At 70.7% G+C, this 25,228-nt stretch carries 22 protein-coding genes; 9 read left to right on the top strand and 13 right to left on the bottom strand.

Going from position 1 to position 25,228, the window contains the following annotated elements:
- The first annotated feature begins 16 nt into the window (after positions 1–16).
- Entirely contained in the window at positions 17–1,045 is a 1,029-nt protein-coding gene (locus CHC05_RS16640) for a S66 family peptidase (RefSeq protein WP_089249746.1), read from the top strand.
- On the opposite strand, the gene CHC05_RS16645 is transcribed toward CHC05_RS16640, so the two are convergent.
- The 6 genes from CHC05_RS16645 to CHC05_RS16670 all read right to left on the bottom strand — a co-directional run bounded on the left by CHC05_RS16645 (position 1,042) and on the right by CHC05_RS16670 (position 5,492).
- Positions 1,042–1,326, bottom strand: a complete 285-nt coding sequence (locus CHC05_RS16645; protein ID WP_089249748.1) for a transcriptional regulator — start codon at positions 1,324–1,326, stop codon at positions 1,042–1,044. The two genes, CHC05_RS16640 and CHC05_RS16645, sit on opposite strands and share 4 nt — an antisense overlap.
- On the bottom strand, positions 1,323–1,778 hold the full coding sequence (locus CHC05_RS16650) for a hypothetical protein (RefSeq protein ID WP_089249751.1): 456 nt from the start codon (positions 1,776–1,778) through the stop codon (positions 1,323–1,325). The genes CHC05_RS16645 and CHC05_RS16650 overlap by 4 nt, the downstream gene beginning before the upstream one ends.
- A gap of 46 nt (positions 1,779–1,824) precedes the next feature.
- Entirely contained in the window at positions 1,825–2,829 is a 1,005-nt protein-coding gene (locus CHC05_RS16655; RefSeq protein WP_245870933.1) for an SEC-C domain-containing protein, read from the bottom strand.
- A 59-nt stretch (positions 2,830–2,888) separates the two neighbouring features.
- Positions 2,889–3,500 carry a hypothetical protein gene (locus tag CHC05_RS16660; RefSeq protein WP_089249755.1) on the bottom strand — a complete coding sequence of 204 codons (612 nt, stop codon included), beginning with the start codon at positions 3,498–3,500 and terminating at the stop codon, positions 2,889–2,891.
- Between the two features lie 10 nt (positions 3,501–3,510).
- Positions 3,511–4,464 (bottom strand): alkaline phosphatase D family protein, encoded by a 954-nt coding sequence (locus CHC05_RS16665; RefSeq protein WP_089249757.1) that lies wholly within the window; start codon positions 4,462–4,464, stop codon positions 3,511–3,513.
- A gap of 380 nt (positions 4,465–4,844) precedes the next feature.
- Positions 4,845–5,492 carry a TetR/AcrR family transcriptional regulator gene (locus CHC05_RS16670; protein WP_089249759.1) on the bottom strand — a complete coding sequence of 216 codons (648 nt, stop codon included), beginning with the start codon at positions 5,490–5,492 and terminating at the stop codon, positions 4,845–4,847.
- A 56-nt stretch (positions 5,493–5,548) separates the two neighbouring features.
- On the opposite strand from CHC05_RS16670, the gene CHC05_RS16675 reads away from it, so the two are divergent.
- Together CHC05_RS16675 and CHC05_RS16680 are read left to right on the top strand one after the other, a co-directional pair.
- Entirely contained in the window at positions 5,549–6,367 is an 819-nt protein-coding gene (locus CHC05_RS16675) for an SAM-dependent methyltransferase (protein WP_089249761.1), read from the top strand.
- Between the two features lie 170 nt (positions 6,368–6,537).
- Positions 6,538–7,980 carry a DEAD/DEAH box helicase gene (locus tag CHC05_RS16680; RefSeq protein WP_089249763.1) on the top strand — a complete coding sequence of 481 codons (1,443 nt, stop codon included), beginning with the start codon at positions 6,538–6,540 and terminating at the stop codon, positions 7,978–7,980.
- On the opposite strand, the gene CHC05_RS16685 is transcribed toward CHC05_RS16680, so the two are convergent.
- Positions 7,981–8,586 (bottom strand): TetR/AcrR family transcriptional regulator, encoded by a 606-nt coding sequence (locus CHC05_RS16685; protein WP_089249765.1) that lies wholly within the window; start codon positions 8,584–8,586, stop codon positions 7,981–7,983. It abuts the gene before it with no gap.
- A 78-nt stretch (positions 8,587–8,664) separates the two neighbouring features.
- Here CHC05_RS16685 and CHC05_RS16690 point away from each other — a divergent pair, with 78 nt between their 5' ends.
- The 3 genes from CHC05_RS16690 (at position 8,665) to CHC05_RS16700 (ending at position 13,394) form a co-directional block, all read left to right on the top strand.
- Positions 8,665–9,762: an FAD-dependent monooxygenase gene (locus tag CHC05_RS16690; RefSeq protein ID WP_245870935.1), complete on the top strand. Its 1,098-nt coding sequence runs from the start codon at positions 8,665–8,667 to the stop codon at positions 9,760–9,762.
- A 193-nt stretch (positions 9,763–9,955) separates the two neighbouring features.
- The gene (locus tag CHC05_RS16695) at positions 9,956–11,866 is read left to right on the top strand and encodes a hypothetical protein (protein ID WP_089249769.1); all 1,911 of its coding nucleotides are present in this window, start codon (positions 9,956–9,958) and stop codon (positions 11,864–11,866) included.
- A 1-nt stretch (position 11,867) separates the two neighbouring features.
- Positions 11,868–13,394, top strand: coding sequence for a hypothetical protein (locus tag CHC05_RS16700; protein ID WP_089249771.1), 1,527 nt, complete (start codon positions 11,868–11,870; stop codon positions 13,392–13,394).
- Positions 13,395–14,535: 1,141 nt separating this feature from the next.
- On the opposite strand, the gene CHC05_RS16705 is transcribed toward CHC05_RS16700, so the two are convergent.
- Positions 14,536–14,787 carry a hypothetical protein gene (locus tag CHC05_RS16705; RefSeq protein ID WP_089249773.1) on the bottom strand — a complete coding sequence of 84 codons (252 nt, stop codon included), beginning with the start codon at positions 14,785–14,787 and terminating at the stop codon, positions 14,536–14,538.
- A gap of 119 nt (positions 14,788–14,906) precedes the next feature.
- Here CHC05_RS16705 and CHC05_RS43050 point away from each other — a divergent pair, with 119 nt between their 5' ends.
- The 3 genes from CHC05_RS43050 (at position 14,907) to CHC05_RS41490 (ending at position 16,858) form a co-directional block, all read left to right on the top strand.
- Positions 14,907–15,032 carry a hypothetical protein gene (locus CHC05_RS43050; RefSeq protein WP_281257679.1) on the top strand — a complete coding sequence of 42 codons (126 nt, stop codon included), beginning with the start codon at positions 14,907–14,909 and terminating at the stop codon, positions 15,030–15,032.
- A gap of 93 nt (positions 15,033–15,125) precedes the next feature.
- Positions 15,126–15,563 carry a hypothetical protein gene (locus tag CHC05_RS16710; protein WP_089249775.1) on the top strand — a complete coding sequence of 146 codons (438 nt, stop codon included), beginning with the start codon at positions 15,126–15,128 and terminating at the stop codon, positions 15,561–15,563.
- 545 nt (positions 15,564–16,108) lie between these two features.
- Positions 16,109–16,858, top strand: a complete 750-nt coding sequence (locus CHC05_RS41490; RefSeq protein WP_179266224.1) for a phosphotransferase — start codon at positions 16,109–16,111, stop codon at positions 16,856–16,858.
- Here the strand turns inward: CHC05_RS41490 and CHC05_RS16720 are convergent.
- The 5 genes from CHC05_RS16720 to metH form a co-directional block, all read right to left on the bottom strand.
- Positions 16,824–17,633: a class I SAM-dependent methyltransferase gene (locus tag CHC05_RS16720; protein ID WP_089249779.1), complete on the bottom strand. Its 810-nt coding sequence runs from the start codon at positions 17,631–17,633 to the stop codon at positions 16,824–16,826. The genes CHC05_RS41490 and CHC05_RS16720 overlap by 35 nt on opposite strands.
- Positions 17,634–17,871: 238 nt before the next feature.
- Positions 17,872–19,962 carry a bifunctional diguanylate cyclase/phosphohydrolase gene (locus tag CHC05_RS16725; protein ID WP_089249781.1) on the bottom strand — a complete coding sequence of 697 codons (2,091 nt, stop codon included), beginning with the start codon at positions 19,960–19,962 and terminating at the stop codon, positions 17,872–17,874.
- A gap of 160 nt (positions 19,963–20,122) precedes the next feature.
- Positions 20,123–20,572, bottom strand: a complete 450-nt coding sequence (locus CHC05_RS16730) for a DUF1203 domain-containing protein (RefSeq protein WP_089249783.1) — start codon at positions 20,570–20,572, stop codon at positions 20,123–20,125.
- A 135-nt stretch (positions 20,573–20,707) separates the two neighbouring features.
- Positions 20,708–21,568 (bottom strand): alpha/beta fold hydrolase, encoded by an 861-nt coding sequence (locus CHC05_RS16735; RefSeq protein ID WP_089249785.1) that lies wholly within the window; start codon positions 21,566–21,568, stop codon positions 20,708–20,710.
- Between the two features lie 3 nt (positions 21,569–21,571).
- Entirely contained in the window at positions 21,572–25,195 is a 3,624-nt protein-coding gene (metH, locus tag CHC05_RS16740) for a methionine synthase (RefSeq protein ID WP_089249787.1), read from the bottom strand.
- Positions 25,196–25,228 lie beyond the last annotated feature (33 nt).

Genomic DNA, 25,228 nt, shown 5'->3' on the forward strand with positions numbered 1-25,228 from the left:
TGCCAGAATCCAGCCCGTGTCTGTTCGGTATCCGCACCCCCTGCGTCCCGGTGACCGCGTCGGCGTCACCTCCCCTTCGAGCGGCGTCGACAAAGGGATGTGGGGCCGCCTCGAAGTCGCCGTACGGGAGGTGGAGGCTCGCGGATACGAGGTAGTGGTCGGCGACTGCATGGACGGCGCCGGTCACGTCAGCGCTCCCGCCGCCGACCGGGCCCGTGAGCTGATGTCGATGCTGACGGATCCCACGATCAAGGCGGTGGTGCCGCCGTGGGGTGGGGAGACGGCGATCGACCTGCTGCCCCTGCTCGACTGGGACCGGCTGCGCGAAGCCGAGCCGACCTGGGTGGTCGGGTTCTCCGACATGGCGACCATCATCACGCCCCTCACCCTGCTGACCGGCACAGCGACCGTGCACGGCAACAACCTCATGGACACCCCGTACCGCGTGCCCGAAGGGCTCCTGTCCTGGTTCGACATCGTCGCGGCCCCGCAGGGGCAGCCGTTCACACAGCGCCCGCCCGGCCGCTACCGCGCCGCGGGCTGGGACAACTATCGCGAGCATCCTGAGGTACGCGAGTACACGCTCGACACGCCCGGCCAGTGGACCAGGCTCGACGCGGACGGAGACGTCGAGGTCGAAGGGCGCCTGATCGGAGGCTGCGTCGAAACGCTCTGCAACCTCGCGGGCACGGCGTACCTCGACGCTTCGGCCTTCGCCCGAGCCGAGGCACCGGACGGCCTCCTGGTCTACGTTGAAGCGGCCGGCGACGACGCCTTCACGATCTGCCGCAACCTGCACGGCATGCGGCTGGCCGGCTTCTTCGACAGCGCGAACGCGGTCCTCGTCGGCCGGACCAAGGCACCGGACGGCAGCTCACTAACCCAGCACGAGGCGGTTCTGGACGCGCTCGGCCCTCTGAACGTGCCCATCATCGCCGACGTCGAATGCGGCCACGTCGTGCCGTACCTGCCGATCGTCAACGGAGCACACGGCCGAGTCGTACACACCTCGACCCGCAGCGAACTGACGCAGACGCTGGACTAGCGGCCGATCAGGGTGCGTAGGGCCGCGCAGTGGGCGTCGTACGCCTGTTGGCCCGCGGTCGTCATCTTGTAGGTCGTGCTCGCGCCCTTTCCGCGCCCGCCTTTGGTCGACGTGACGTAGCCGGCCGATTCTAATGTGGACATCTGCTTCGACAGGTCCGACTCGGCGAGGTCCAACTGCTCCCGTAGGAACCGGAACGAGACCGATGGGGCGTTGGCCAGGATGGCCATCGCGGCCAGGCGTTTGGGGGCGTGGATGACCGGGTCCAGGCCACCGATCACGACAGCCTCGACCGCACCTCGGTGGCCGCTCGCGCGTAAACCCGTTCGTAGGCGGCAAGCCCGAGGGTGACCAGCACGAAGGCCACCCCCGCCGCCACCGCCGGGCCGGTCAGCCACCAGGTGAGCGCGACCAGCGCGGCGACCACCAGAAGGCCGACCAGATAGTGCCGCCACACAGCGGCGATCTCCGACGGAGGTCGGCCCCGACCGGGGAACGGCAGGGCGCCATGCCTGCGCCGCAGCCAGGACACGAAGACGAGCTCGACGACCAGCAGCGCGGCCAATGCACCGAGGAACAGCCCGGCGTTGACCCGCCACCACTCGAACGTGCCGACGACGCCCGCTGTCCACCCGCCGACGGCCGGCGCGTACCACCACGGCGTCGGCGGGTATTCCACGTACGGAGCCGCCGAGGCGCTCTCGACGATCCGTAGCTGCTCGCGCGCGTCCATGGCCGAGACACTACGAACTACTTTCCACTTTTGCAAGTGGAAAGTACTAGCGCGACCTGGGCAGGCAGTCCTTCTTGTACTTCAGGCCCGACCCGCACCAGCACGCCTCGTTGCGGGCCGGCGGCCAGGAGATGTGCGCACCCGGCTGGGCCGCGAGCTCGGTCGCGTACCGGTTGCGGATGTCCGCGTCCGTCGGCTCCCCGCCGTGCTGCCTGGCGAACCCGGCCAACCCGTCGGCCGACGCCCGGAGAACGCTCAGGCTCACCCCGCCCGCGTCCGCCTGGCCCACCAGATGCTTCTCCAGCCGCGCCCGGTGCGCATCCCAGTCCGGCCCGTAGACCTCAGCCAACTCGGGCGCGGCCGCCAACACCTTGGCGAACTCGGCCTGCGGGAAGAAGACCAGGTCGGCCTCCGCGGACTGCGGCGGTGCCGCCCGGCGGGTCAGCTGTGCCTCCAACCGGTCGGCCAGGTCGTCCTGCTTGTCGTGCGGCAGGTTCAGGTCACGGCGTACCCGGTGTCGCTGCTGCAACAGGAAGAACAGCACCCCCGGTGCTTCCTCGGACGCCACCGTCGAGGGCTCGCCCCGGGCGGAGATCAGCGAGTCGGCCGCGGCGCTGAGCCACTCCTCGGCCACCGCCGCGCGACCGCCGGCCTCCAGCGCCGCGCTCACGTAGGCGGGCGCGTCGGGCTGCTCGGACAGCAGCGGGCGCAGCTCGGTCACGGCGGCCAGCGCCTCGTCGTCACGGCCGCCGACCCGGAACAGGATGCGGGCCCGCAGCGCGGTGGCGAAACCAGCGGCGGCGGCGTCCGAGGCGGGAGCGGCCGCGACGGCCCGGTCCGCGTACGACAGGGCCGCGTCCAGCCGGGCCCGTACCTCGGCGATCTCCGCCGCCAGGGTCAGCGCGAACCCGGCGTCCTCCGGCTCCGCCAGGCGGTTCTCCTCCACGGCGAGCGCCAGGTCCGCGGCGACGCCCAGGGGATCGGCCGTCCCCAGCGCCGTGCGGCGAAGCTCTTCCAGGTCAGCGCTCGTAAGCACGTCTCTTGTCAGCACAATTTCACGGTACGTCGGTCGCGGGCCGCACCACCCGCGGATCACCTGTTACGCGCGCCTCAGGAATCGGCCCACGTGCCGATCCGGTCACCCACATGCCACGCGCCGGCGATCGGAGACGGGTCGAGCAAAGGGTTCGCTGCCCGGCCGACGCCCCAACAGAACGCCAGCCACTGCGGCACGAGCTCGGTGACGTCGAGCACGGACCGCTGCTTGCGGAACCGGTCGAGCACGGAGATCTGCGTGGACGTGCTCTCCCCCTGCCACTGCTCGGCCGGCACCGGCAGGCGCAACAACGCGATGTTCCGAAAACGATCGGCATCCGCGTACGCGGAGAGTCGCCCGACCTGCAGCGCGTTGGCGGCCGTCGGCACACCGAAGCCGCGGGGCGGGTCGAGCGACACCTCGTACAACAGCGTGCCGGCGCCCGCGACCGACCCGAGCAGCGCGGCATGCGACCAGTGGCTCGGCGTCAGGTCGTGGCGCAGGTGCGCCTGCGCGACCCGCAGCCGGAAGCCGATGTGGTCGCGCGCACCGATCAGCAGGAGCTGCGTGCCGTGACCGGTGAGCTCGCGCCCGAGCCAGTCCAGGTTGGACTCGTCGGCCGCGCGGGGAGCGGGCTGGAACGACGGCGACGCGTCGCCCGCGTTCGAGGCGAGGATGTTCAGCATCCGATTTCCTTCACCAGGTGGGCGACAGGGTGATCGTGGTCTCGTGCGGCGGCCCGCTCGCGCCGACCATCCAGTAGCTGACGGTCAGCTCGAGACCGAAACCGGATCGCCGGAACCGCAGCAGGGCGACGTGGTTGCCCTTCTCGTTGTGCAGCGGGTACTTGCGGCGCAGCGCGAGCTTGGCACCGCCGGCGGTGAACCAGTCCGGCACGTCAGGGGCGTCCCGATGCCGATGCGCCGGGTCGCCAGGGCCACCGAACAGGTGCTTCGCCTTGTTGGCCAGCGCCGAGAACTGGTCCATCCCGACGGTGCTGACCAGCGCGGCGGGAGAGGAGATGACCTCGTACAGCTCGGCGCCGCCGCGGACGTCGAGCGCGCCGAGCACCCGGCCGTAGTGCACGTCGCCGGTCAGGCAAAGCACCGGGCGGCCGGCCTCCGCGAGCCCGACGAGCGCCGACATGATGGCCGGGTAGTCACGGTAGTTGGACAGGTTCCGGTCGCCGAAGGTGGACTTGAACCATTTGGCCGGTGGCTGGAACAGCGACTGGCCCGTCACGACGACTCCGTAGTGACCCTGCGCGGCGACCCGGCGTACCCATTGCTGGAACTGGGCCAGGCCGTACGCGGACGAAGCGTTGGGCGCGAGCGGATGCGGCCCGTGCGGCAACGTGTGCCGGCGGTCGGGCGTGCGGAAACTCCGGTTGTCCATGAGAAAGAACGACAGCGGGGGTACGTCGAGCTCCAGCATCCGTTCGTAGCCACCGGGTTCGCTGCGCTGGAAGGCGGTGAACATCCGGTTGGCGGCGGTCAGCCAGTTCGCGCGGGAGCCGCTGCCGATGCTCTCCTGGACGATCGGGCTGGGGTGCGGCGCGTTGTTCCAGAACTCGTGGTCGTCGGGGATGGCCGCGCTGGGTGCCGCCTGGAGCAGACCGCGCCCGCCTTGTCCTCCGCCCGGTGGTAACACGACGCGAGCAGCACGTTGAACTCGCGCGGCACCTCGACGGGCAGCGCCTGGGTGCGCAGCGTGGCGCGCTCGCCATCGGGCAGGGCGACCGACAGCTGGTGGGTGGAACCCGGGTCGATCCCGTCGCGGAACTCGAACACGCCGCTGAACACGCGCGGTGTCGTCGCGGACACCATGGCCGGGGGACGGGCGCTCTCGACGGGCCGCACGACGAGCGGCTCGGCAGGTCGGCCGTCGAGGTGCCAGTCGAGCGCCGGCGGACCGGTCAACCCCGTGGCGCCCAGCCACACCTGCAGGCCGCGACCGGTATGGGCACGGGGATGGAGCACGACCGACACGTGCTCATCCAAGCGGCCGGCGGGGCGGGTGCGGCGCTTGTGCTAGAGATCCGACACGGGCGAGCAGGGAAGCAGACCGCGCAGGACCAACTGGGCCAGCGCGTCGGCAATCCGGTCTCGGTCCTGCTCGGCGATGGGCGCTGCGCCAGGGTCGATCCGGTCGACCATCGCGTTCTGGCCCAGCGCCAACGCGGGCCCGATGAGGGCGAAGTAGAGGACGTGCTGCGGCACCTTCGGCATTCGTCCGGCAGCGGTGAGCGCGGAGAAGGTGGGCTCGATGCTGTCCCAGAACGGCTTGACGGAGAGCCGGTGCAGGTAGTCGAGGCGCTCGGAGTCGCGGGTCGCCTCGTCGGCGATCAGCCGGTTCAGCTCGGACGCGGCCGAGGCCGTCCGGTAGAGCTGGCGGACCACGAACTCGAGTCGCACCGCGTCGTCGTCGGCGGCGTGCCGGGCGAGGAGCTCGTCCCGCTCGGCCTGGACGCCGGCGAGGGCGAAATCGACCACCGCGCGCCAGAACGCCGACTTCGACCCGTACCGGTCGTGGACGAAGTTGTGGCTGACGCCGAGCCGTCGGGCAAGCTCGCGCATCGTGGTCGCCTCGTAGCCGAGTTCGGAGAACGCTTCGAGGCCCCGCTGGAGGATCTCGCTCTCGTCGAGCCCGACAGACGAGTTCCCGCTTCTCTGACGCACGTCAGAAAGTCTAGCTCTAGTGCGATCATCCCAACTATCCTGCGTGTCTCACCACAATGTGGAGGTCGCAAGTGTCCACTCCGGATAGTCCCTCGGTGGCCGAGCTCGACACCGGCATCCCGCACTCGGCCCGGCTCTGGAACTACTGGCTGGGCGGCAAGGACAACTTCGCCGCGGACCGGGCGGTGGCCGACCAGATCCTGGAGATGGTCCCCGAGATGGTCGGGTCCGCCCGCGCCGACCGCGCGTTCCTCGGCCGGGCCGTCCGTCACCTGGCCGGCACCGAGGGCATCCGCCAGTTCCTGGACGTCGGCACCGGCATCCCGACCGCCGACAACACCCACGAGGTCGCCCAACGGACAGCGCCGAGCAGCCGGATCGTCTATGTCGACAACGACCCGATGGTGCTGACCCACGCCCGCGCGCTGTTGACCAGCCACCCCGAGGGTGCCACCGACTACCTCGACGCCGACCTCCGCGATCCCGAGGCGATCGTCGAAGGTGCCAAGCGGACGCTCGACTTCGACGAGCCGATCGCGGTGATGATGCTCGGCATCCTCAACTTCGTGCCCGACGACGCCGAGGCGGCGGACCTGGTGCGGCGGCTCGTCGCACCGCTCCCGTCCGGCAGCTTCGTGACGATCTCCCACCCGACGACCGAGGTCAACGGGCCGGTGATGATCGAGGCGCTGAAGCTGTGGAACGAGGGCCCCGCGGCCAAGATGGTGCTGCGCAGCGCCGAGCAGGTGGCCGCGCTGTTCGGTGACCTGGACATGGTCGAGCCGGGCGTCGTGAGCTGCTCGCTGTGGCACCCGGACCAGGGCGCCGCGGTGGAAGAGGTGCCGCACTACGGCGGGGTGGGGCGCAAGCGCTAGCTGGGGCTGTGGGGGCCGCTACCGGAACGCCCGAGCGGAAGATCGGGTAGATTGGGTGTAGACGGCCCCCGACGGCTCTGCCGCGGAGGCCGTGATATGCGTCCGGTCAGCGGCGCGCAGGCCCACGGTCCGCGCCGAACCACGCGCCCCCTTGACGTTCGGAGATCCACATGGCGGCACGCCGCCCCCCGCAAGACCTGCCCAGTTCCACCAAGTCGTTCGCCGACCTCGGCCTCTCGCCCGCGCTCATCGCGCCGCTGGCCCGCGTCGGCGTCACCGCCCCGTTTCCCATCCAGGCCGTGACGCTGCCCGACTCGCTCGCCGGGCGCGACGTGCTCGGCCGTGGTCGCACGGGTTCCGGCAAGACGTACGCGTTCGTGCTGCCGCTGCTGGACCGGCTCGCTCGGGAGACCAAACAGCGCCGGCCCGGCCGGCCGCGCGCCTTGATCCTGGCGCCGACCCGCGAGCTCGCGACCCAGATCGAGGCGACCCTTCTGCCGCTGGCCCGGGCGCTCTCCCTGCGCACCGCGACCATCTTCGGTGGCGTCGGCGCGGGTCCGCAGATCACCGCCCTGCGCAACGGCGTCGACATCGTCGTCGCCTGCCCGGGACGGCTCGACGACCACGTCCGCAACGGCCACGCGCGCCTCGACGCGATCGAGATCACAGTGCTCGACGAGGCCGACCACATGGCCGACCTCGGCTTCCTGCCGGTGGTCAAGCGCCTGCTCGACCAGACTCCCCGGACGGGTCAGCGCATGCTGTTCTCGGCGACGCTGGACGCTGCCGTCGACGGCCTGGTCCGGCGCTACCTGAACAACCCGATCACCCACAGCGTGGACTCGGCCAAGTCGCCGGTCGTCAAGATGGCCCATCACGTGCTGCACGTGCGCCACGACGACCGCCTGGCGGTGCTGACCGACCTGACCTCGGCGCCCGGCCGCACGCTGGTCTTCACCCGCACCAAGCGGGGCGCGAAGGCGCTCACCCGCCGGCTCGTCGCCGGTGGTGTGCCGGCCGTCGAGCTGCACGGCGACCTCGCGCAGGGCGCCCGCACCCGCAACCTCAACGCGTTCACCGAGGGCAGCGTCCAGACGCTGGTCGCCACGGACATCGCGGCCCGCGGCATCCACGTCGACGACGTCACGCTGGTCATCCACGCGGACCCGCCGGTCGAGCACAAGGCCTACCTGCACCGTTCCGGTCGCACGGCCCGCGCCGGCGCGTCGGGCATGGTGATCACACTGATGACCGACAGCCAGGTCGACGACGTGCGTCAGCTGACCCGCGAAGCCGGCATCCGGCCCAAGACGACGCGGCTCGGCCCTGGTGACCCGTTCCTGGCAGAGCTGGCCCCGGGTGAGCGGACGTTGGTCAGCCCGCCGCCGGCGCCCGAGCGGGACGCGCTGCCGCCGCGGCAGCGTGGCCGGGGCTCCGGCCGCAGGTCGCCGCAACCCGCCCGGGACGCCCAGCCGGCGCGCGCCACCCGCACGGCGCAGCCCGCGCGAACCCGGACGGGCCAATCCGCACGAAGCGGGACGGGCCAGGCCGCGCAGTCGACCGGCGGCTCCGCCGCGACCTTCTCCAGCCGCAGCCGGGTCGGTCGCCGCTGATCACGCCGCGCCCGTGACCCACGGGCGCAGGGCGACGTCGGTCGCCCGTCGCACCGCCGCCTGCACGGCAGCCGGGTCATCGAGCCGATCGAGGTCGGCGAGAAGCACCTGCAGCGCGGCGGTGACCGCACCGACGAAGGCGCCGGTCAGCGCGGCCGCGCCGACCTCGTCGAGCTGTTCCGGGAAGGCGGCCGCGAGGTGCCGCGCGATCTCGCCCTGCGCGTCGGTCTGGATCTGCAGCGCGCGCCCGCGTACCGCCGGAATCTCCCGGATGTAACGCAGCCGTAGCGCCGCCAGGCGACCGGACAGGTCGTCGTTGTCGTCGCCGACCCGATGCAGCGCGCGCAGCAGGACGTCGGCCGGCCCCTCGTGCGGCCCACGGTCGGCGATCGCCTCGACGGCCGCGCGCACGCGGGCGTCGCTCTCCGGAAACAGCAGCTCCTCCTTGCTGGGGAAGTAGCTGAAGAACGTCCGGGTGCCGATCTCCGCGGCGGCGGCAATGTCGGCCACTGTGGTCTCGTCGTAGCCGTCGCGCTCGAACAGGGTGGTGGCCGCCTCGACGAGGGCCTGGCGGGTGCGGGCGCGCTTGCGGTCACGAAGGGACATGCCATGCAGCTTATCGCACCAACTGCAAAACCGCGCGGTCATTGCAAAACTGCATCCGATGCAGTTAACGTCGAACGCGTGACCTCCTCCGTGCTGATCTCGGGTGCCGGCGTGGCCGGCCCCACCCTCGCCTACTGGCTGGCCCGCCACGGCTTCACCGTCACGGTCGTGGAGCGCGGCGCCGGCCCGCGGTCCAGCGGCAACCCGGTCGACGTGCGCGGTCCCGGCTGGGCCGTGGCCAACCGGATGGGCGTCGTCCCCCAGCTGCGCGCCGCCGCGACCCAGGCCACCGCGATGCGGCTCGTCGACGGCACCGGCCGGTCGCTGGCCCGCATGCCGATGCCCGCCAGCCGCGGCGACGAGGTCGAGCTTCCCCGTGGCGACCTGGCGTCGGTGCTGCTCGACGCCGTGCGCGACGACGCCGAGTTCGTGTGGGACGACACGATCACGCGGCTCGACCAGGACAGCGGCGGCGTCGACGTCACCTTCGAGCGCACCGCCGCGCGCCGCTTCGACTTCGTGGTCGGCGCCGACGGTCTGCACTCGACAGTGCGGCGGCTGGCGTTCGGCCCCGAGCAGGCCTTCGTCCGCCACCTCGGCCTGCACGTGGCGACGTTGCCGCTCGGCACCGACGAGGGCACCGACGTGCTCCTGCACAACACGCCGGGCCGGCTCGTGTCGATCCATCCGGCCCGCGGCGCGGCCCTGGCCGCGTTCATCTTCCGGTCCGCACCGGTGCCCGGCTTCGACCACCGCGACCAGAGCCAACACAAGAAGATCGTCACCATGGCGTACGCGGACGCGGGCTGGCGGGTTCCGGAGTTGCTGGACCGGGTGGTGGCGGCCGACGACCTCTATTTCGACGCGGTCAGCGAGGTCCGGCTCGACTCCTGGTCCCGGGGCCGGGTCGCGTTGCTCGGCGACGCGGCGTCGTGCGTCTCGCTGTTCGGCGACGGCTCCTCGCTGGCCATGGCGGGCGCCGCGACGCTGGCTTCGGCACTGGCCGCTTCCGGTGGCTTCGCCGCGTACGAGTCCGCGCATCGCACACTGGTCGCCCCGAAGCAGCGTCGCGTCGGCCGGGCCGCGGGCATGTTGGTGCCGAAGACCCGGCTCGGCCTGGCCGTCCGCGACCTGGCCGCGCGCGGCGTGTCCGCTTTTGGACAGCGGGCGGCTTGATCGGTAGCCGTCACTGGCGGCGTCGCATAGGTTGTCGACAGGCGCACCGAAGGCGAGGCCAGCCATGCGAGTCGCGGGGAGAGCGGATGCGGCCGACCCCTTTCGCGATCTGCGCGCGCTGATCGAGACCCTACCGGTGCCGTCGGCGCCGGCCACGTACACGCAGCGGGAAGCGGCCCTTGGTCTCGCTCTCATGGACCTTTCGCTGCGCCTCGAGCACGTCCCCAGGGTGGCCGAGCACCTGACGCTGATCGACCGAGGCCACATGACCCGCTCGGTCAGCGTCGACGTCGACCTCCAGGCGATAGCCGGCGCACAGCGCAGGCGGATCACCTCCGGCTCGTCCCTGTGGATACCCGTCTCGCGTTACAGCCGCAGCGACCTGGCGCCGGTGGTGGTCAAGGACTCGACCGGCGCGGTGGTGCCGAGGTTCACCCACCGCGACTCCAACCGGGTGACCGCGGCCGCGTTCGTCCGGCTCTTGTCGATGCTGATCGACGCGCACGCCGACGTGACCGCCCGCGACACCGTCGTACACAAGCTCCGCCACACCCATCAGCGCTCGCGCTGGCTGCTCGAAGCGGCGATCACCGAGCTGGTGACCGCGGGCTCGCTGCCCGAGACCGGCATCCGGACGCCGCTGGACTATGCCCTGCTGCCGCCGCTGTCCGGCGCCCCCGGGCGGGAGGTCGACTCCCGGGCCGTGCGTGACCTCGCGCTGGCCGGGCTCGACGAGCTGTGGCCGGCCGACGCACCCAGCGGGATCCGGCTGCCGTTCGCCCACCTGCTGAGGTTGGCGTGCAGCCAATACATGTTGGTCGTGCTGCTCGACGCCGCCCACCCCCGTCGGTTCCTGACCTGGGACGCGCCGCTGCTGCCCGGTCGCCGGCCGAGTGCGCCGATCCAGCGGCTCGTGCAGAGCGTGCTGCCGGTCAACCGCGAGTTCGTGGTCGAGTACGAGACCGCGATCCCGCGGTCCGTCGGCGCGTACCACCTGACCGTCGAGGTCAACGAGGAGGTCAGCGTCCGGCGGTTCGTGCTGTCCAGCGACGTCGACGACGACTTCGTGCAGACGCTGACGCAGGACGTAGAAATGCTGGCCGAGGGCGTGGCTGGTCTCCCTCATCGCAAGCTGCTCGAGCTCGAGCTCCAGGGGATCGCCTCGCGGTTGGCGGAGGTCGGGCGGCGGCGGTTGACCGATCTGACCAACTACCGGCGCTACATCGCCGAGCGGCACCGGTCGCTGGCCGCGTTCACCCCTGGGGCCGCCGCGCTCGACGGTGACGAGGTGGTCGCCGCGTTGAGCCGGGGTGACTGTTCCGTGCCGGTCCTGGCCGCGTTCGCCGCGCACTACTCGGCGGACAGCATGCGGCATCTCGCCCGCGGCCCGCTCGCCGGTGCGGCGCTGCCCGCGCTGGCCAACGGGATCCGCGACTACCAGCTCGGGCACGACATCACCACCGACAACGACCCGCGCGAGAACGGCGCGCACGCACACTGGCGCCGGCCTCCGCTCGACCTGAGTCCACACTCGACGGCGCCGGTCCGTGCCGTGGCGTACCTTTCCCTGGCCGACGAGGCGCCGGCCCTGATCGAGGGCATCACCCGGATGGTGGTCGGCCTGGCGCTGGTGGTCCTCGGCATCGGCACGCTGCTGACCGGCGGTCCACAGTGGCTCTACTCGGGTCGGATCGTGCCCAACTCGGTGCCGGCCCAGGCCGATGCCGTCGTCGCCGTGTTGTTGCTGGTGCCGGGCCTGCTGATCGCCCGGCTCGACCTGCCCAGCACGCACTCGGTCCTCGGTCAGCTGCGCCAGTTCCAGCGCACCATCGCGTTCATCTCGGTCGCCGTCACCACGGGCCTGGCCATCGCGGCCGGTGCCGTGCACACCGACCATGCGATCACCCGCGCCTTCCAGGCCGGCATGGCGGTGCTGGGCCTCATCCTGGTGTGCTGCCTGCTCGAGTTCCTGGCCCGCCGGGCCCGCCGCCGAAACCCGGTGCCCCGGTCCTCCCGGCTGCCGCGCTGGCTCACGGCCACCGCTCCCCGACCCCGCCGGGCGTACGCCCCGGACGCGGTCTTCGACGCACGTGGTGAGGTGTGACATGGCGCTGCGGACGTCCCGCTCGGCGGAACTGGCCCGGATCGCGGCCGAGACGGCCGCCGCCGACACGTCCTCGGTGCGCCTCCGATTGATCCACGGCCCGGCCGGCGCCGGTTTTGCCGGCCTGCTCAAACCCTTCCCGGACTTTGACCCACCCCTGCACGAGCTGGCCGCCTGGCCGAGCGACTTCTGGACGTTCTCGGTCGCGGGTCTCGCGATGTCCGTCTGCACGTGGCCGGCAGCGGCGACGGTGTTCAGCTCGCCGTTCGAGGTCGGAGCGCCGCGTCAGACGGATTATCCGGACACCTTCGCGTACGACGCCTTCTCGGTGCCCAACCCGGGCTTCCTGAACGAGCCGAACCGGCGGATCGACGCGCTGCTCACCCTCAACAGCACACACTGGTCACCGTCCTATCGCGACTGCCTGGTCACGGGCGTGGTGCTGGCCCGGATGTGCGCCCTCGCGGTGTCCCGCGGCCAGAGCCCGATCGTGCACCTGCACACGCCGGTCTCCCCGTTCATCGACCAACAGATCTCGGCGCGCGGCGACGGCTCGTTGGAGCGACTACGGGACGCGGTGGGCCCGTGCGTCCGGGTGTCGGTGGCGGTGAACCCGCAGGAGCCGACGGCCCGGCTCGCCTTCGAACAGGGCCTGGTCGCGTTGGCGGAGGAGTTCGGGCTTGGTCTCAAGTTGAATGACCGCCGGTTCAACCGGGTGCCCGGCGAGTGGTTCACGATCCGGGGCTTCGACCGGGAGCGCTATCGCCAGGTGCGGGCGCGCCTGTTCCCGGAAACCCCGATGCACTTACCCAAACACGCGATGATCGCGAGCGTGATGGGCCCGGCCCGCCTGGGCATGGCCGCAGACGTGATCTCCCGCCTGAGCGCCAACGGAGTCGGCGTCCTGGCCGCTGCGGTGTCGTCGGTACGAAAGATCGGCTTCGTCAACCTGGTGCTGCCCCTGGCGGAGGGAGCCGACCTGGCGGCACCGGCGTGGTCGGGCGAGTGGGACGACGGGCTCAAGCTTCTCGCGGAACGCTGCCGAACGTTCGACGCCGCGGCCCTGGACCGTGGCGAGCTGGCGGCGTACAAGGTGGCCCTGAGCCCACCGATGCCGTGCTCGTATCCGCGTTCGAGCCGCCGAACGGGCGCGTCGGTAACGGGCCGAGTGCCGTACCCGTTGTGGCTGCGCTGGGACGTCCCGAACCGAACGGTCGGGTCGCCGCTCCTGCTGTCGATGGTGGAGCAGAACCTGGCGGCTTACGCCTCGCAGACGGAGGTGGCCTACGCGCAGGCCCGGGTGGGCCGCGGGGACACGGTGCGCGGCCGAGCCAAGCTGGTGGTGCTGCTGGCGGAGCCACCACGCGACGTCGCGGACGCACAGGCGCTGCTGAACGAGGTGGCGGAGCGGGTGCAGGAGCGGACACTGGAGCAACTGTTGGACGGGCGGTTGGTCGGCCCGGGCCAGGTCCGACTGCGGCTTTCGCCTCGGGAGCGCTGGCTGACGTACGCGGGCGTCTCGGCGTAGCGGTCAGCCGAAGTCTCCCGACGACCTTATGCAGGTCGCCGCCAAGGCCACTGCTTGTTACTGGTTTCGGAAGAAGGACCCAGGAGGAGCCGCCACCATTCGCTGCGAACGGACGAGCCGCTTGGATCAAGAAAGTTGATCTGTCGTAGATCTGCCAGCGATGCCGGGTGTCGGAATGACATTGTATGGCATGCCCTTGGACGATTTCGATATCGGCGATTACATCACGTTGGTTCTTGGACTCGCAGCGCTTATTCTAAGTCTAGTTACCATTTTCTCCCAGGCGGGCCCTAGGTCTTCGCCCGGTGCCCAAACAACTCGCAGGTGGAAAGTAACAGGGGGAATTACCGCGCTTGTGGCCACTGCGGCATTGGTGGTCCCTTTCGCTACCGCAGGAAATAATGACGCCGGACTCGTCGGAACCGCGACAAGCATCGCTGCCACAAGCCCGAATATCACGATCGACGGCACGGATGACGGCAGTATTCCTCTATGCGCAACGATCAAGGGATCGGCACCCGTTGTGCAGCATAGAGACCTCTGGATTGCATATCGTCGCGATACGCCTAACAATCGTACTCACCTGTTCATCCGAACTATCAAGGGCGAAGGGACGGAGCGGTGGCAGACGCCGCCGTCGGAGGTGGGTAGAAAAAGCTCCACCGGCCATCGGTATCGATTCTATGCGTTCTACGCGTCTAAGGATTTCAGCTCGTTCCTCGCAGGAGCGGCCGCTGGTATCACAGACGATCTGACGCCAGCTCAGCCGTATCCTTATTTCATCGCCTTACCCCAAGGCGTCGAAGACTCCCCCATCAGGACCTTTACGCGGAATGCAGATAGTCGTCCGTGTGACTGAGCATTCCCGCTTTACTTCCAAGCGCCATATACGACGGAACTGGATTATGCGAAGCTCGGGCGAAGCGGCCAAAGCTAATGACTTCAACCCTTCGGGCCAGAAGCCAAGATCGCCGCGAGGACAGATCGCAGCGCCAGCGCTTAGTAGGTACCCCGCTCTCTCAAGGTCTTCCGTTGTCAGCTCGGCGTGCTGGCGACCAATACTGTTCCGGTCGAGCGGGTCGATAGTTCGATGGTGGTGGGGTCGATGCTGTGCTCGGCCGCAACCCGCGTCGCCCAGCAGTCACCTGTGGTCGCCTCCCCACGACATTGCCAGATCGTCGTCCGGGTCTAGATCTTCTGGCTTACCGGCGATGCCGAACCCGTCGAGCAGGCGGCGCTCGATTCCGGACGGCTCGCCCATCGCCGCTTCCGGGAATTCAGCGATCCAGCGCCGCAGGACTGTGCCGTGCTCCGCGATCAGCCACGCCTCGCCGTCGTGGTCGCTGTGGAAATACGCCTGGCCTGGCCGAACCGTGCGCTGAGGTCCTTGCACAGCTTCGTGGTCGGATCCATGCGGGCCAGGTGGGGCAGGCCCAGCCAGGCGCCGAATGCGAGGGTCCAGCCGTTCAACGCCGGCGTGACGACCACGGTGGAGAAGCAGTTGTCCGCGCTGTGCGCTACCTCGTCGACCAGGTCACGGCTTCGGGCCAGGTGCTCGGGCGCACCTCCGTCAAGCTGAGCCGCCGCACCAGGGCCGCCTGGCCGGCAGTGGCGACCGCGAGCCACGACAACCAGTAGGCCCGGACCGGCATCGGCCCATCAGCAACGACCACGATCACCATGGTATGGCGGGCATCGAAGAATGTCGTACGCCGCTGGCACTATCGCTCCATGCAGTGGACACCTGTCTGGGCGTTGATCGGCTCGCTCATCGGCGCCGCCGGCACGTTTCTTGGTGTGGTCAAAGCGCAGCGGGCGACGTTGGAGCGTGAGCTGCAGATCAAGCTGTGGGATCTGCGGGCTGACGCCTACGTCGAGCTCGTCAGGTGGACGGCGTGGGTCGAGCACTGGTACATCGTGGGCGCTCCGGATCCCCACGAGCGCCCGCTCACGGTGACCATGGCGCGCACCGCCGCCCGGATCCAGGCGTTCGGCGACGACGAGACCGGAGCCAAGGCGTTCCGACTACTGGAGCTACTCCGCCCGCAGGTCAGCAGCCAGAACATCAGCGGGCGCCCGCCGCCGCCGGACGAAATTCGGGAGCTGGCCCGGGATCTCGCTCGCCTCGCACGCGACCGACTCGCGCCACCCGACGGGGTGAGGCGTTGATGGACGACGTCGTCGGGCGACGCGGGCACGACCCGCAAGCACTGCGGTCTATTCCACGACCGGCCGGGCCGGCATCCCCAGCCTCGGACCCCGACATCCTGCACCGGCGCGGGCACGACCCGCACGCACTGCGGTCTATTCCACGACCGCCCGGGCCGGCATCCCCAGCCTCGGACCCCGACATCCTGCACCGGCGCGGGCACGACCCGCACGCACTGCGGTCTATTCCACGACCGCCCGGGCCGGCATCCCCAGCCTCGGACCCCGACATCCTGCACCGGCGCGGGCACGACCCGCACGCTCAACCGTCAACCGCGGGTTCGGCCGCACTGACATCGGCGCCCGGCGCCCTCATCCGGCTCGGCGACCACCCGCGGGCCAGGCCGCCAAGCACAACCACTTCCGGGTCGGCGTCCGCAGCCTTGGTCGTCGGCTTTCTTGATCGGCTCGGGTTCGATCCGCGGGCGCTGCGGTCGAGCACGACCTTGGCCGGGTCGGCGTCCGGCGCTTTGGTCGCCCGGATTCGGTTGGGTGACCGTGAGTTCGTGCTCAAGACAGCCACTGAGCGCGAGGCGGCGTTCTACCGTTCGGCTGAGGTCGTGCCTGTGCGCGTGCCGAAGGTGGTGGCGAGCGACGACACCTGCCTGCTGTTCGAGGCTCTCATCCCGCTCCCGCCCGCCAAGGACTGGCCGGCCGCCCGATGGCTCGAGGTCGCGCGGCAGCTTGGGGAGCTGCACCACCCCGGCGTCAGAGCCGCGGTCGGCGATCAGCCCTGGCTCAAACGCCCCGCACCACACCGCAGCCCCGACGCGACCGCTCGGGCGTTCTGGACCAGAGACGAGCTGGCGACCCCTATCGAGGGACCGCGACTACCGCCCTGCCTGATCCACGGCGACCTGCACGCCGGGAACCTCCTCGCCGACAGGACCGGCGACAGCGGCCAAGACGGCGGGAACCGCCAAGACGGCGGGAACCGCCAAGACGGTGAGGGCGGCGGGAGCGGCCGGAGCGGCGGGCTCGTCTGGGCCGACTGGCAGGAGGTCGGCATCGGCAGCGGGCCTGAGGATCTTGCCCTGCTCTGGCAGCGCGCCGAAGCCGACGGGGCCGATCCGCCTCGGGACGCCATGCTGGCCAGCTATGCCCGAGCGCGCGGCATCCCGTGCGACGACACCCTGCGCCGGGCCACCACCGCGGCCGAGGTGCGGCTGCTACTCCTGGACTGGCCGCCGCACCTAGCCGGCGATCCCGGCCGCGCACGCATCATGCGGAGGCGGCTGCACGCACTGCGACAGTGAGCTGGTGGCTGCTGGCGCCCAGCAGCGTCGGCTCCGATTCGATCTCGCGCAGCATTTCCAGCAGCAGGGCGGTGCGCTCGGCTGACGCCAGGAGCTCGTCCAACCGTGGCCCGATCATCCACAGCGGACTCTCCACGGACAACCTCTGACGGACGACGAGACCAGCCTCCGCCGCCTCCGCGGCGGGTTCGTCCGGATGGTGGAAGTAGGCGCTGGTGAACCACCCGCGCTCCGGCGAAGAAGGGCGGTGCATTCCGTCAGACAGGGCGCCCTCGACCAGCGGGCGGAAGGCGGCGTCGCCGAAGCGGTCGTTGGCGAATCCATCGAACAGGGAGGCGAAGCGGCTGATCGTCGCGCCCACGACCACCCCGCCGGGGCGCACGACGCGGGCGGCTTCGCGCCAGGCGGTTACTCGGTCCGAGCGCGAGAGGAGGTGGTAGAGCGGCCCGAACAACAGCACCGCGTCGGCGGTGTCGGCGGCGGCCGGCAGCGAACGGGCGTCACCCAGGACGGCGGTTACCCCGGGCAGCGTCGCGGCGTGCGCCACGTGGTCGGGCACCGGGTCGACGACCTGGACCTCGTAGCCGGCGGCGGCCAGCGGGACCGCATAGACCCCCGTGGCGCCACCGACGTCGAGGACGTGGGCCGGGGCAGCCGGCAGCAACCGGGTCAGTGCGTCCCACGTGCGCAGGAACTCCAGCCGTCCGGCGCCGGCGGTGAGTCGATGGTGTTCGCCGCCGCGCTTGTAGTAATCGAGCACCTCTGGACGAAGCATGCCGAAATCCTCGGCGCCACAGAGACAGGAGGCAAACGCTTTACAACCTGCTTTGCCGATCATCGGGGCCTGAGACGGGCCCGACCGCCGCCTGGCGGCGTCGCAGGGCCGCCTTGCCTCGATCCTGTACCCGCGCGGCCGGGGCGTCCGCTCACCGAGAAATACCACCGGTCCCCGGCAATCCCGGGCCACCTGGCGGTGACGCCGGCTCGGCCCACGATGATGGGCAGGACGGGCCCTAAAGGCGCACCGGTGCGGCCAGGTCGCCGACCAGGCCCTCGCTGACCAACTCCAGGAACGCGTCGGCCACCACCGGGTCGAACTGGGTGCCGCGGCCCCGCTCGACCTCCGCGCGGGCATCCTCCATCGGGAGCGCGGGTGCGTACGGGCGGTCCGCCAGCATCGCCGCCCACGCGTCGGTGACGGTCACTATCCGGGCCTCGATCGGGATCTGGTCGCCGGCCAGGCCCAGCGGGTAGCCCGTGCCGTCGAAGCGTTCGTGGTGTGCCGCCACGACGGCCGCCAGGTCGGGGCGTTGGCCCAGGTCCGTCAGCAGGCGGGCGCTCTCCACCGGGTGTTGGCGCAATTGCTCCCACTCGGCGGGCGTCAGCGGCAGCGCCTTGCGCAGCACCGAATCAGCCACCATGACCTTGCCGATGTCGTGCAGCCGCCCGGCCGCCGCGGCCCGGCGCAGCGCCGCCATGTCGAGGCCGAGGCGTTCGGCGACCAGCAGCGACCAGCGCGACACCGCGGTGCTGTGTTCCTGCGGGCTGAGCGCCGCGTCGATCCGGTCCGCCAGCCACACCAGGCCGATCGGCAGGTCGGGGTCGGCGTCCACCGGGTCGGTCAGCATCCCGGCGGCCACGACCCGGTTGCGGCCGTTGGCCTTCGCCCGGTACAGCGCCGCGTCGGCGTCGTGGACCAGGCCGTCCGGGTCCGTCACCGGGCGGGCGCCGCGGGTGCCGGCGGTGGCCACTCCCAGCGACACCGACAAACGGACGCTGCGGCCCTGACCGATGGCGACCTCGGTGCGGCCGATCGACTGGCGGATCTGCTCGGCGATCTCGATCGCGACCTCCTCGCCGACGCCGGGCAGCAGACAGCCGAACTCCTCACCGCCGTAGCGGGCCACCACGTCGCTGGCCCGGACCGTGCCACGGATGCGTTCCGCGATCCGGGCGAGCACGACGTCGCCGGCGGGGTGGCCGTAGTTGTCGTTGACCTTCTTGAACTCGTCCAGGTCGAGGAGGAGGACGCTGAGCGGAGTGTCGGACCGGTCGGCGCGCTCGGCCTCGATCCGCAGCATCTCCTGGAAGAAGCGCCGGTTGTAGACACCGGTGAGGCCGTCGGTGATGGCGAGGCGTTCCTGTTCGCGGAGCGCGGCCCGGAGTTGGGTGGCGAGCCGGGTGCGGTCCCGGATGATCAGCAACTGCCGGGCCAGCAACCCGGCGAACAGGGCGAGCAGGATCGCCAGCATCCCGCCGGTGACCGGACCCTCGTCGAGGCGGTCGGCGAGGATCAGGCCGGTGGCGGCGATCGCGGCGATGACGAGCGGCACCGCGGTCAGGTCGCGGGACCGCCGGCGTTCTCGAACCTCGGGCTCGGCACGCCGGATCGCCGCGATCGCGCCCAGGGCGAACAGCACGGCCTCGACCTGCCAGCCGATGTTGATCCAGTTGCCGTCGCCGGTCTGGGAAGCGATCGAGTACGCGTACACGGCGTCGGTGACCCCGGCCACCGCGAAGCCGGCGCCGACCAGCACGGCCCAGGCCGGCAGGCGATGCCGCCCGGCCAGCCCGACGGCGGCCAACAGGGTGACGAGGGCCACACCGAAGAGTGGGTACGCGAACGCGACGAAGTCCGCCAGCCGCGGCGCGTGTGGCAGCGACGGGCCGATCGCCGCCTGCCAGCCGATCGTGCCGAGCCCGAGGGCCAGCAGGCCCGCGTCGAGCAACCCTCGGATGTGGCGCAGGTGGCCGGTGCTGCCGATGCCGACGAGGATGGCCGGGATCGCGAACACGTACGAGGACAGGTAGAAGAAGTCGGCGCTCGACACAGCGGGCGGCCCGCGCTGCGCGACGTAGGTGTAGTAGACCCAGATCACCTCGCCGACCAGCCAGAGCGTGTTGGACACGGCGAGGAGGGCCCAGGCACTGCGGGTGCGGCCGGTGGTGACGACCGCGGCGAAGATCGACAGACCGACGGCCACGACGATCGGCACGAGGTACGGCAGGTCGACGATGGCGGTCGACGGGTGCACCTGGGCGATTACCAACAGGATGACAAAGGCGACCAACCACCCGGCGCCGACGACCGCAGCCCATCGCATCGCCCGGTCTCGCCGGACGAATGAGACAAGTGACGCGGTCTCCGACACCTATTGTCTCCCTACAATTACCTGGCGTTACGAACGACTGCCCAGTTAACGCCTTACGTAGGGTGCCTTCAAGAGGTGCGGACAGTGAACCGGGACACCGCCCGGAGACGCCTCAGCGGGTGATCGCGAACATGTAGCAGCCGTAGGCGATGTTGCGGCTGTGCACCTGGACGACCGCCGGGTCAGCGAGGATCGAGGCGATGACGGCCTCCGGATCGGTGCCGTCGTGCTCCCGCGTCGCCGGGTGGATCCAACCCCGCGAGTCGTACGCCCGCAGCACCTGCCGACGCCCCCGCCAGTCCGCCGGATAGCCGGCCGCCGGCTCGGTAGGACAAGCAACGGCATGCGCGAAGACCGCGCCGATCTCGCGGTACGGACTGGCCGGCAGCACCGGCTCGTACCCGAAGAGGATCAGGTCCTCGCCGGCCGACGCGTCGCGAAGACAGCAACGCAACGGCTCTCCACCGGTGGCCACGACGGTCTCGACGGGGTGGCCGGAGACATCGCGCCCGCTGGTCCGTACGCCGGCGAGGGTCTGTGCAGAAATCGCGTGGATTCGCATGGGGCAAGTCTTCAGAACGGCGACACCGAACGCTGGCGGCTTCCGGACCTGGCGCTGAGGCCCGCCAGCCGTGCGACACGCCGACAAAGGCACGGCTGGCGGGCGATGATCACGTTACGCCGTCAACGGCCGTCGTTACCCGCCCGTGTGGGCGACGATCGCCGGCACCACGGTCGGCCATACCTGCCGAGGCGGGTACTCGTGGCCGACTCCCGGCATCGGCACCAGTCGGGCGCCCGGGATCTCCCGGGCCAGCGCCTCGCCGTGCGGGAACGGGAAGAACGGGTCCTCGGTGCCGTGCAGCACGAGAGTGGGCACGGCGATGTCCGCCAAGGCGTACGGAGAAGGTGGGCCCTGCTCGAGGATCCAGTGGTTGGTCTGGCTGGCCGCGAAGTCGGTCGTGCGGTCGAAAGCGGTCGCCACCACCGATCGCGCCTCCGCAGGACTGAGCGTCACCGAGCCGCCGAACGTCGCGAGGTCGGCCACCACCCGGTCGATCGCGGCCGCCCGGTCGGTCCAGTCGGGCGCGGGCTGGCCAGCCGTGAACAGCGCCTGGATCCGCTCGGCGGGCGGCGGCAGCGGCGGAGCATCGGAAGGCCGCGACAGGGCCCCACTGGTGGCGATGAGCGTGATCGAGGCGACCCGGTCCGGGTGGGTGACCGCGAGCTCCTGGGAAACCCCGCCGCCCATCGACACGCCGACCAGGTGGGCCCGGGCGATCCCGAGCGCGTCGAGCACCCCGACGGCGTCGGAGGTGAGCTGCATCCCGGTGTAGCCCGGCTGACCGGCCGGATAGTTGGTCGACCGCCCGGTGTCACGGTTGTCGTAGCGGATGACGAAACGGCCGGCGGCGGCCAGCGAGGCACAGAAGTCAACGGCCCAGAAGTCCATCGACGACGCCGCGCCGCCGAGCAGCAGGACGGCCGGATCACCGGGCGCGCCGAACGTCTCGGCGCACAGGGTGGCATCACCGACCGGCAACAGCAGCTCGGGCATCGCTCAGCGCTCCTTCGGCTCGTACCCCAGGTTCGGGCGCAGCAGGCGTTCGGCATCGGCGACCGGGACGCCCAGCCGCTGCGCGTAGTCGCGGACCTGGTCCTCGCCGATCCGGCCGACCGCGAAGTAGCGGGCGCCCGGGTGCGCGAAGAGCAGCGCACTGACGCTCGAAGCCGGTGTCATCGCGAAGTTCTCGGTCAGCTTCATGCCGGCGGCGCCGGCCTCCAGCAGGTCGAACTCGGCCTGCTTGAGGCTGTGGTCGGGGCTGGCCGGGTAGCCGAACGCCGGCCGGATGCCCCGGAACCGCTCGTGGTGCAGGTCGTCGAGGTCCGGCTCCACACCGGGCTCGTACCAGGCGCGCCGCGCCTCCAGGTGCACCCACTCGGCGAACGCCTCGGCCAGGCGGTCGGCGACCGCTTTGGCCATGATCGCGTGGTAGTCGTCGCCCTGTGCCTCGAAGTCCGCGGCGAGCTCTTCGGCACCGTGGATGGACACCGCGAACGCGCCCAGGTGGTCGCCCGACGGCGCGACGTAGTCGGCGAGGCAGCGCGCCGGCCGCGAGTCCTGCCGCTGCTGGCGCAGCATAGGAAAGCGAACACCATGGTCGAGGACGATGTCGTCGCCCTCGCTGTGGGCCGGCCAGAAGCCGTAGACACCACGGGCCTGGAACAGCCCTTCGGCCTCGATCCGGTCGAGCAGTGCCTGTGCCTCGTCGAAGAGCTCGCGGGCCACCGGCTCGTCGAGGATCGCCGGGTAGGTGCCCTTGAGCTCCCAGGCGATGAAGAAGAACCGCCAGTCGATCATCTCGCGGAGCGTGTGGATGTCCGGAGCCACCGGCCGCAGCCCGGTGAACGAAGGCGTCGGCAGGTCGTCGAAGGAGACCACCTCACGGTTGGCCCGGGCGGTGGCGATCGGCACCAGCGGCCGCTTCTCCCGCTCGGCGTGCTGGTCGCGCAGCCGCTGCTGCTCGACCCGGTTGGCCGCGTCGAACTCCTCGACCCGCTCGGGGTCGAGCAGACCGCTCAGCACACCGCCGACCCGGGATGCGTCCTGCACGTGCACGGTCGAGCCGGTGTAGGCAGGCGCGACGCGTACCGCCGTGTGTTGCCGTGACGTCGTTGCCCCACCGACCAGCAACGGCAGCTTCATGCCCCGGCGCTCCATCTCGGCGGCCACCGAGACCATCTCGTCGAGCGAAGGGGTGATCAGACCGGACAGGCCGATCACGTCGGCGCCGACCGCCTCGGCCGTGTCGAGGATCGTGGCCGCCGGGACCATCACACCGAGGTCGACGACGTCGTAGTTGTTGCAACCGAGCACCACGCCGACGATGTTCTTGCCGATGTCGTGCACGTCGCCCTTGACGGTGGCCATCACGACGGTGCCGCGACCCTTGCCGGAACCGTTGCCGTCGGAAGAAGGCTCGACCATGGAAAGCTTCTCCGCCTGCAGATACGGCTCGAGATAGGCCACGGCACGCTTCATCGCCCGTGCGCTCTTGACCACCTGCGGCAGGAACATCTTGCCGGCGCCGAACAGGTCGCCGACGACCTTCATGCCGCCCATCAGCGGGCCCTCGATCACGTCGAGGGAGCGGGCCGCGTCGCGCCGGGCCTCCTCGGTGTCGACCTCGATGTAGTCGACGATGCCGTGCACGAGGGCGTGCGCCAGCCGCTCGGCGACCGGCGCCTCGCGCCACGAGAGGTCGACGACGCGCTTGGTGCCCGAGCCGGTGACCGTCGCGGCGAACGAGACGAGCCGGTCAGTGGCGTCCGGCCGCCGGTTGAAGATGACGTCCTCGACGAGCTCCAGCAGGTCGGCCGGGATGTCCTGGTAGACCGCGAGCTGGCCGGCGTTGACGATGCCCATGTCGAGGCCCGCGCGCACCGCGTGGAACAGGAACGCCGAGTGCATCGCCTCGCGGACCACGTCGTTGCCGCGGAACGAGAACGACAGGTTAGAGATGCCGCCGCTGGTGTGCGCGCCCGGGCAGCGCTCCTTGATCCGCGGCAGGGCCTCGATGAACGCCTGCGCGTAGTCGTTGTGCTCCTCGATGCCCGTGGCCACGGCCAGCACGTTCGGGTCGAAGACGATGTCCTCGGCGGGGAAGCCCACCTGCTGGGTCAGCAGGTCGTACGCCCGGCCGCAGATCTCGACCTTGCGGTCGGCGGTGTCGGCCTGCCCCTGCTCGTCGAACGCCATGACGACGACGCCCGCGCCGTAGTCGCGGATCCGGCGCGCGTGAGCGAGGAACTCAGACTCGCCTTCCTTCAGGCTGATCGAGTTGACCACGCCCTTGCCCTGCACGCACTTGAGGCCGGCTTCGAGCACCTCCCACCGCGAGCTGTCGACCATGATCGGGATCCGGGCGACCTCGGGCTCGGTGGCGACCAGGTTGAGGAAGGTGGTCATCGCCTTGGCGCCGTCGAGCAGGTCGGCGTCCATGTTGACGTCGAGGATGTTGGCGCCGCCGCGCACCTGGTCGAGCGCCACGTCGACGGCGCCCTGGTGGTCGCCGCCCTCGATCAGCCGGCGGAACTTGGCCGAGCCGGTGACGTTGGTCCGCTCGCCGATGATCACGAAGCCGGTGTCGGGACCGATCTCGAAGGGCTCCAGGCCGCTGAACCGGGTACGCGTCGCGGGCGCGGGAACCTCGCGCTGGCCAATACCCCGGACGGCCGCGGCGACCCGCTCGATGTGCGGCGGCGTCGTGCCGCAACAGCCACCGACGATGTTGACGAGGCCGGCCTGGGCGAACTCACCGAGCGCCTCGGCGATCTCCTCCGGCGTCTGGTCGTAGCCCCCGAACGCGTTGGGCAGCCCCGCGTTCGGGTGGCTGCTCACGTAGGCGCCGGCGACCCGGGCCAGCTCGGCCACGTACGGCCGCACCTCGTGGGCGCCGAGCGCGCAGTTGACTCCGACGATCAACGGCTCGGCGTGCGCGATCGCGTTCCAGAACGCCTCGACCGTCTGGCCGGACAGCGTCCGTCCACTCTGGTCGACGATGGTCACCGAGATCCACAGTGGAACGTCGGGCGCCACCTCGCGCGCCGCGGCGATGGCCGCCTTGGCGTTGAGCGTGTCGAAGATCGTCTCGATCAGGAACAGGTCGACGCCGCCCTCGGCCAGTGCCGCGAGCTGCTCGGCGTACGACGCCTTGACCTGGTCGAAGAGCACCGCGCGGTAGGACGGGTCCTCGACCTTCGGCGACAGCGACAGGGTCACGTTGAGCGGGCCGACCGAACCGGCGACGAACTTGCCACCCGCCTCGTCGGCGGCCTGCCGGGCGAGCCTCGCGCCGGCCAGGTTCATCTCGCGGACGTAGCCCTCCAGGCCGTAGTCGGCCTGCCCGATGCTGGTCGCGGTGAACGTGTTGGTGGTCGTGATGTCGGCGCCGGCGGCCAGGTAGCGCCGGTGCACGTCGAGGATCAGGTCCGGCCGGGTGAGGTTGAGCAGGTCCGGGTCGCCGGTGACGTCGTGCGTGTGGTCGGTGAAGCGGTCGCCGCGGTAGTCCTCCGGGGTCAGCTTCTCGCCCTGGAGCACCGTGCCCCACGCGCCGTCGAGCACCATGATCCGGCTGTCCAGCGCTTCTCGAAGGGCCGCCGCCCGGCTCCGCACATCGACCATCGCCGCATTCCCTCCGGTTGCCCACCCGCTCCC

Source organism: Asanoa hainanensis (assembly GCF_900188485.1).
GTDB lineage: Bacteria > Actinomycetota > Actinomycetes > Mycobacteriales > Micromonosporaceae > Asanoa > Asanoa hainanensis.

What these genes read in the sequence shown, in the direction of transcription:
- CHC05_RS16650 (WP_089249751.1), bottom strand. Translation starts at nt 1,778, where the DNA reads ATGGACGCGCGCGAGCAGCTACGGATCGTCGAGAGCGCCTCGGCGGCT.
- CHC05_RS16660 (WP_089249755.1), bottom strand. Translation starts at nt 3,500, where the DNA reads ATGCTGAACATCCTCGCCTCGAACGCGGGCGACGCGTCGCCGTCGTTC.
- CHC05_RS16675 (WP_089249761.1), top strand. Translation starts at nt 5,549, where the DNA reads ATGTGGAGGTCGCAAGTGTCCACTCCGGATAGTCCCTCGGTGGCCGAG.
- CHC05_RS16680 (WP_089249763.1), top strand. Translation starts at nt 6,538, where the DNA reads ATGGCGGCACGCCGCCCCCCGCAAGACCTGCCCAGTTCCACCAAGTCG.
- CHC05_RS16685 (WP_089249765.1), bottom strand. Translation starts at nt 8,586, where the DNA reads ATGTCCCTTCGTGACCGCAAGCGCGCCCGCACCCGCCAGGCCCTCGTC.
- CHC05_RS16695 (WP_089249769.1), top strand. Translation starts at nt 9,956, where the DNA reads ATGGACCTTTCGCTGCGCCTCGAGCACGTCCCCAGGGTGGCCGAGCAC.
- CHC05_RS16700 (WP_089249771.1), top strand. Translation starts at nt 11,868, where the DNA reads ATGGCGCTGCGGACGTCCCGCTCGGCGGAACTGGCCCGGATCGCGGCC.
- CHC05_RS16710 (WP_089249775.1), top strand. Translation starts at nt 15,126, where the DNA reads ATGCAGTGGACACCTGTCTGGGCGTTGATCGGCTCGCTCATCGGCGCC.
- CHC05_RS16720 (WP_089249779.1), bottom strand. Translation starts at nt 17,633, where the DNA reads ATGCTTCGTCCAGAGGTGCTCGATTACTACAAGCGCGGCGGCGAACAC.
- CHC05_RS16725 (WP_089249781.1), bottom strand. Translation starts at nt 19,962, where the DNA reads ATGCGATGGGCTGCGGTCGTCGGCGCCGGGTGGTTGGTCGCCTTTGTC.
- CHC05_RS16730 (WP_089249783.1), bottom strand. Translation starts at nt 20,572, where the DNA reads ATGCGAATCCACGCGATTTCTGCACAGACCCTCGCCGGCGTACGGACC.
- CHC05_RS16735 (WP_089249785.1), bottom strand. Translation starts at nt 21,568, where the DNA reads ATGCCCGAGCTGCTGTTGCCGGTCGGTGATGCCACCCTGTGCGCCGAG.
- metH (WP_089249787.1), bottom strand. Translation starts at nt 25,195, where the DNA reads ATGGTCGATGTGCGGAGCCGGGCGGCGGCCCTTCGAGAAGCGCTGGAC.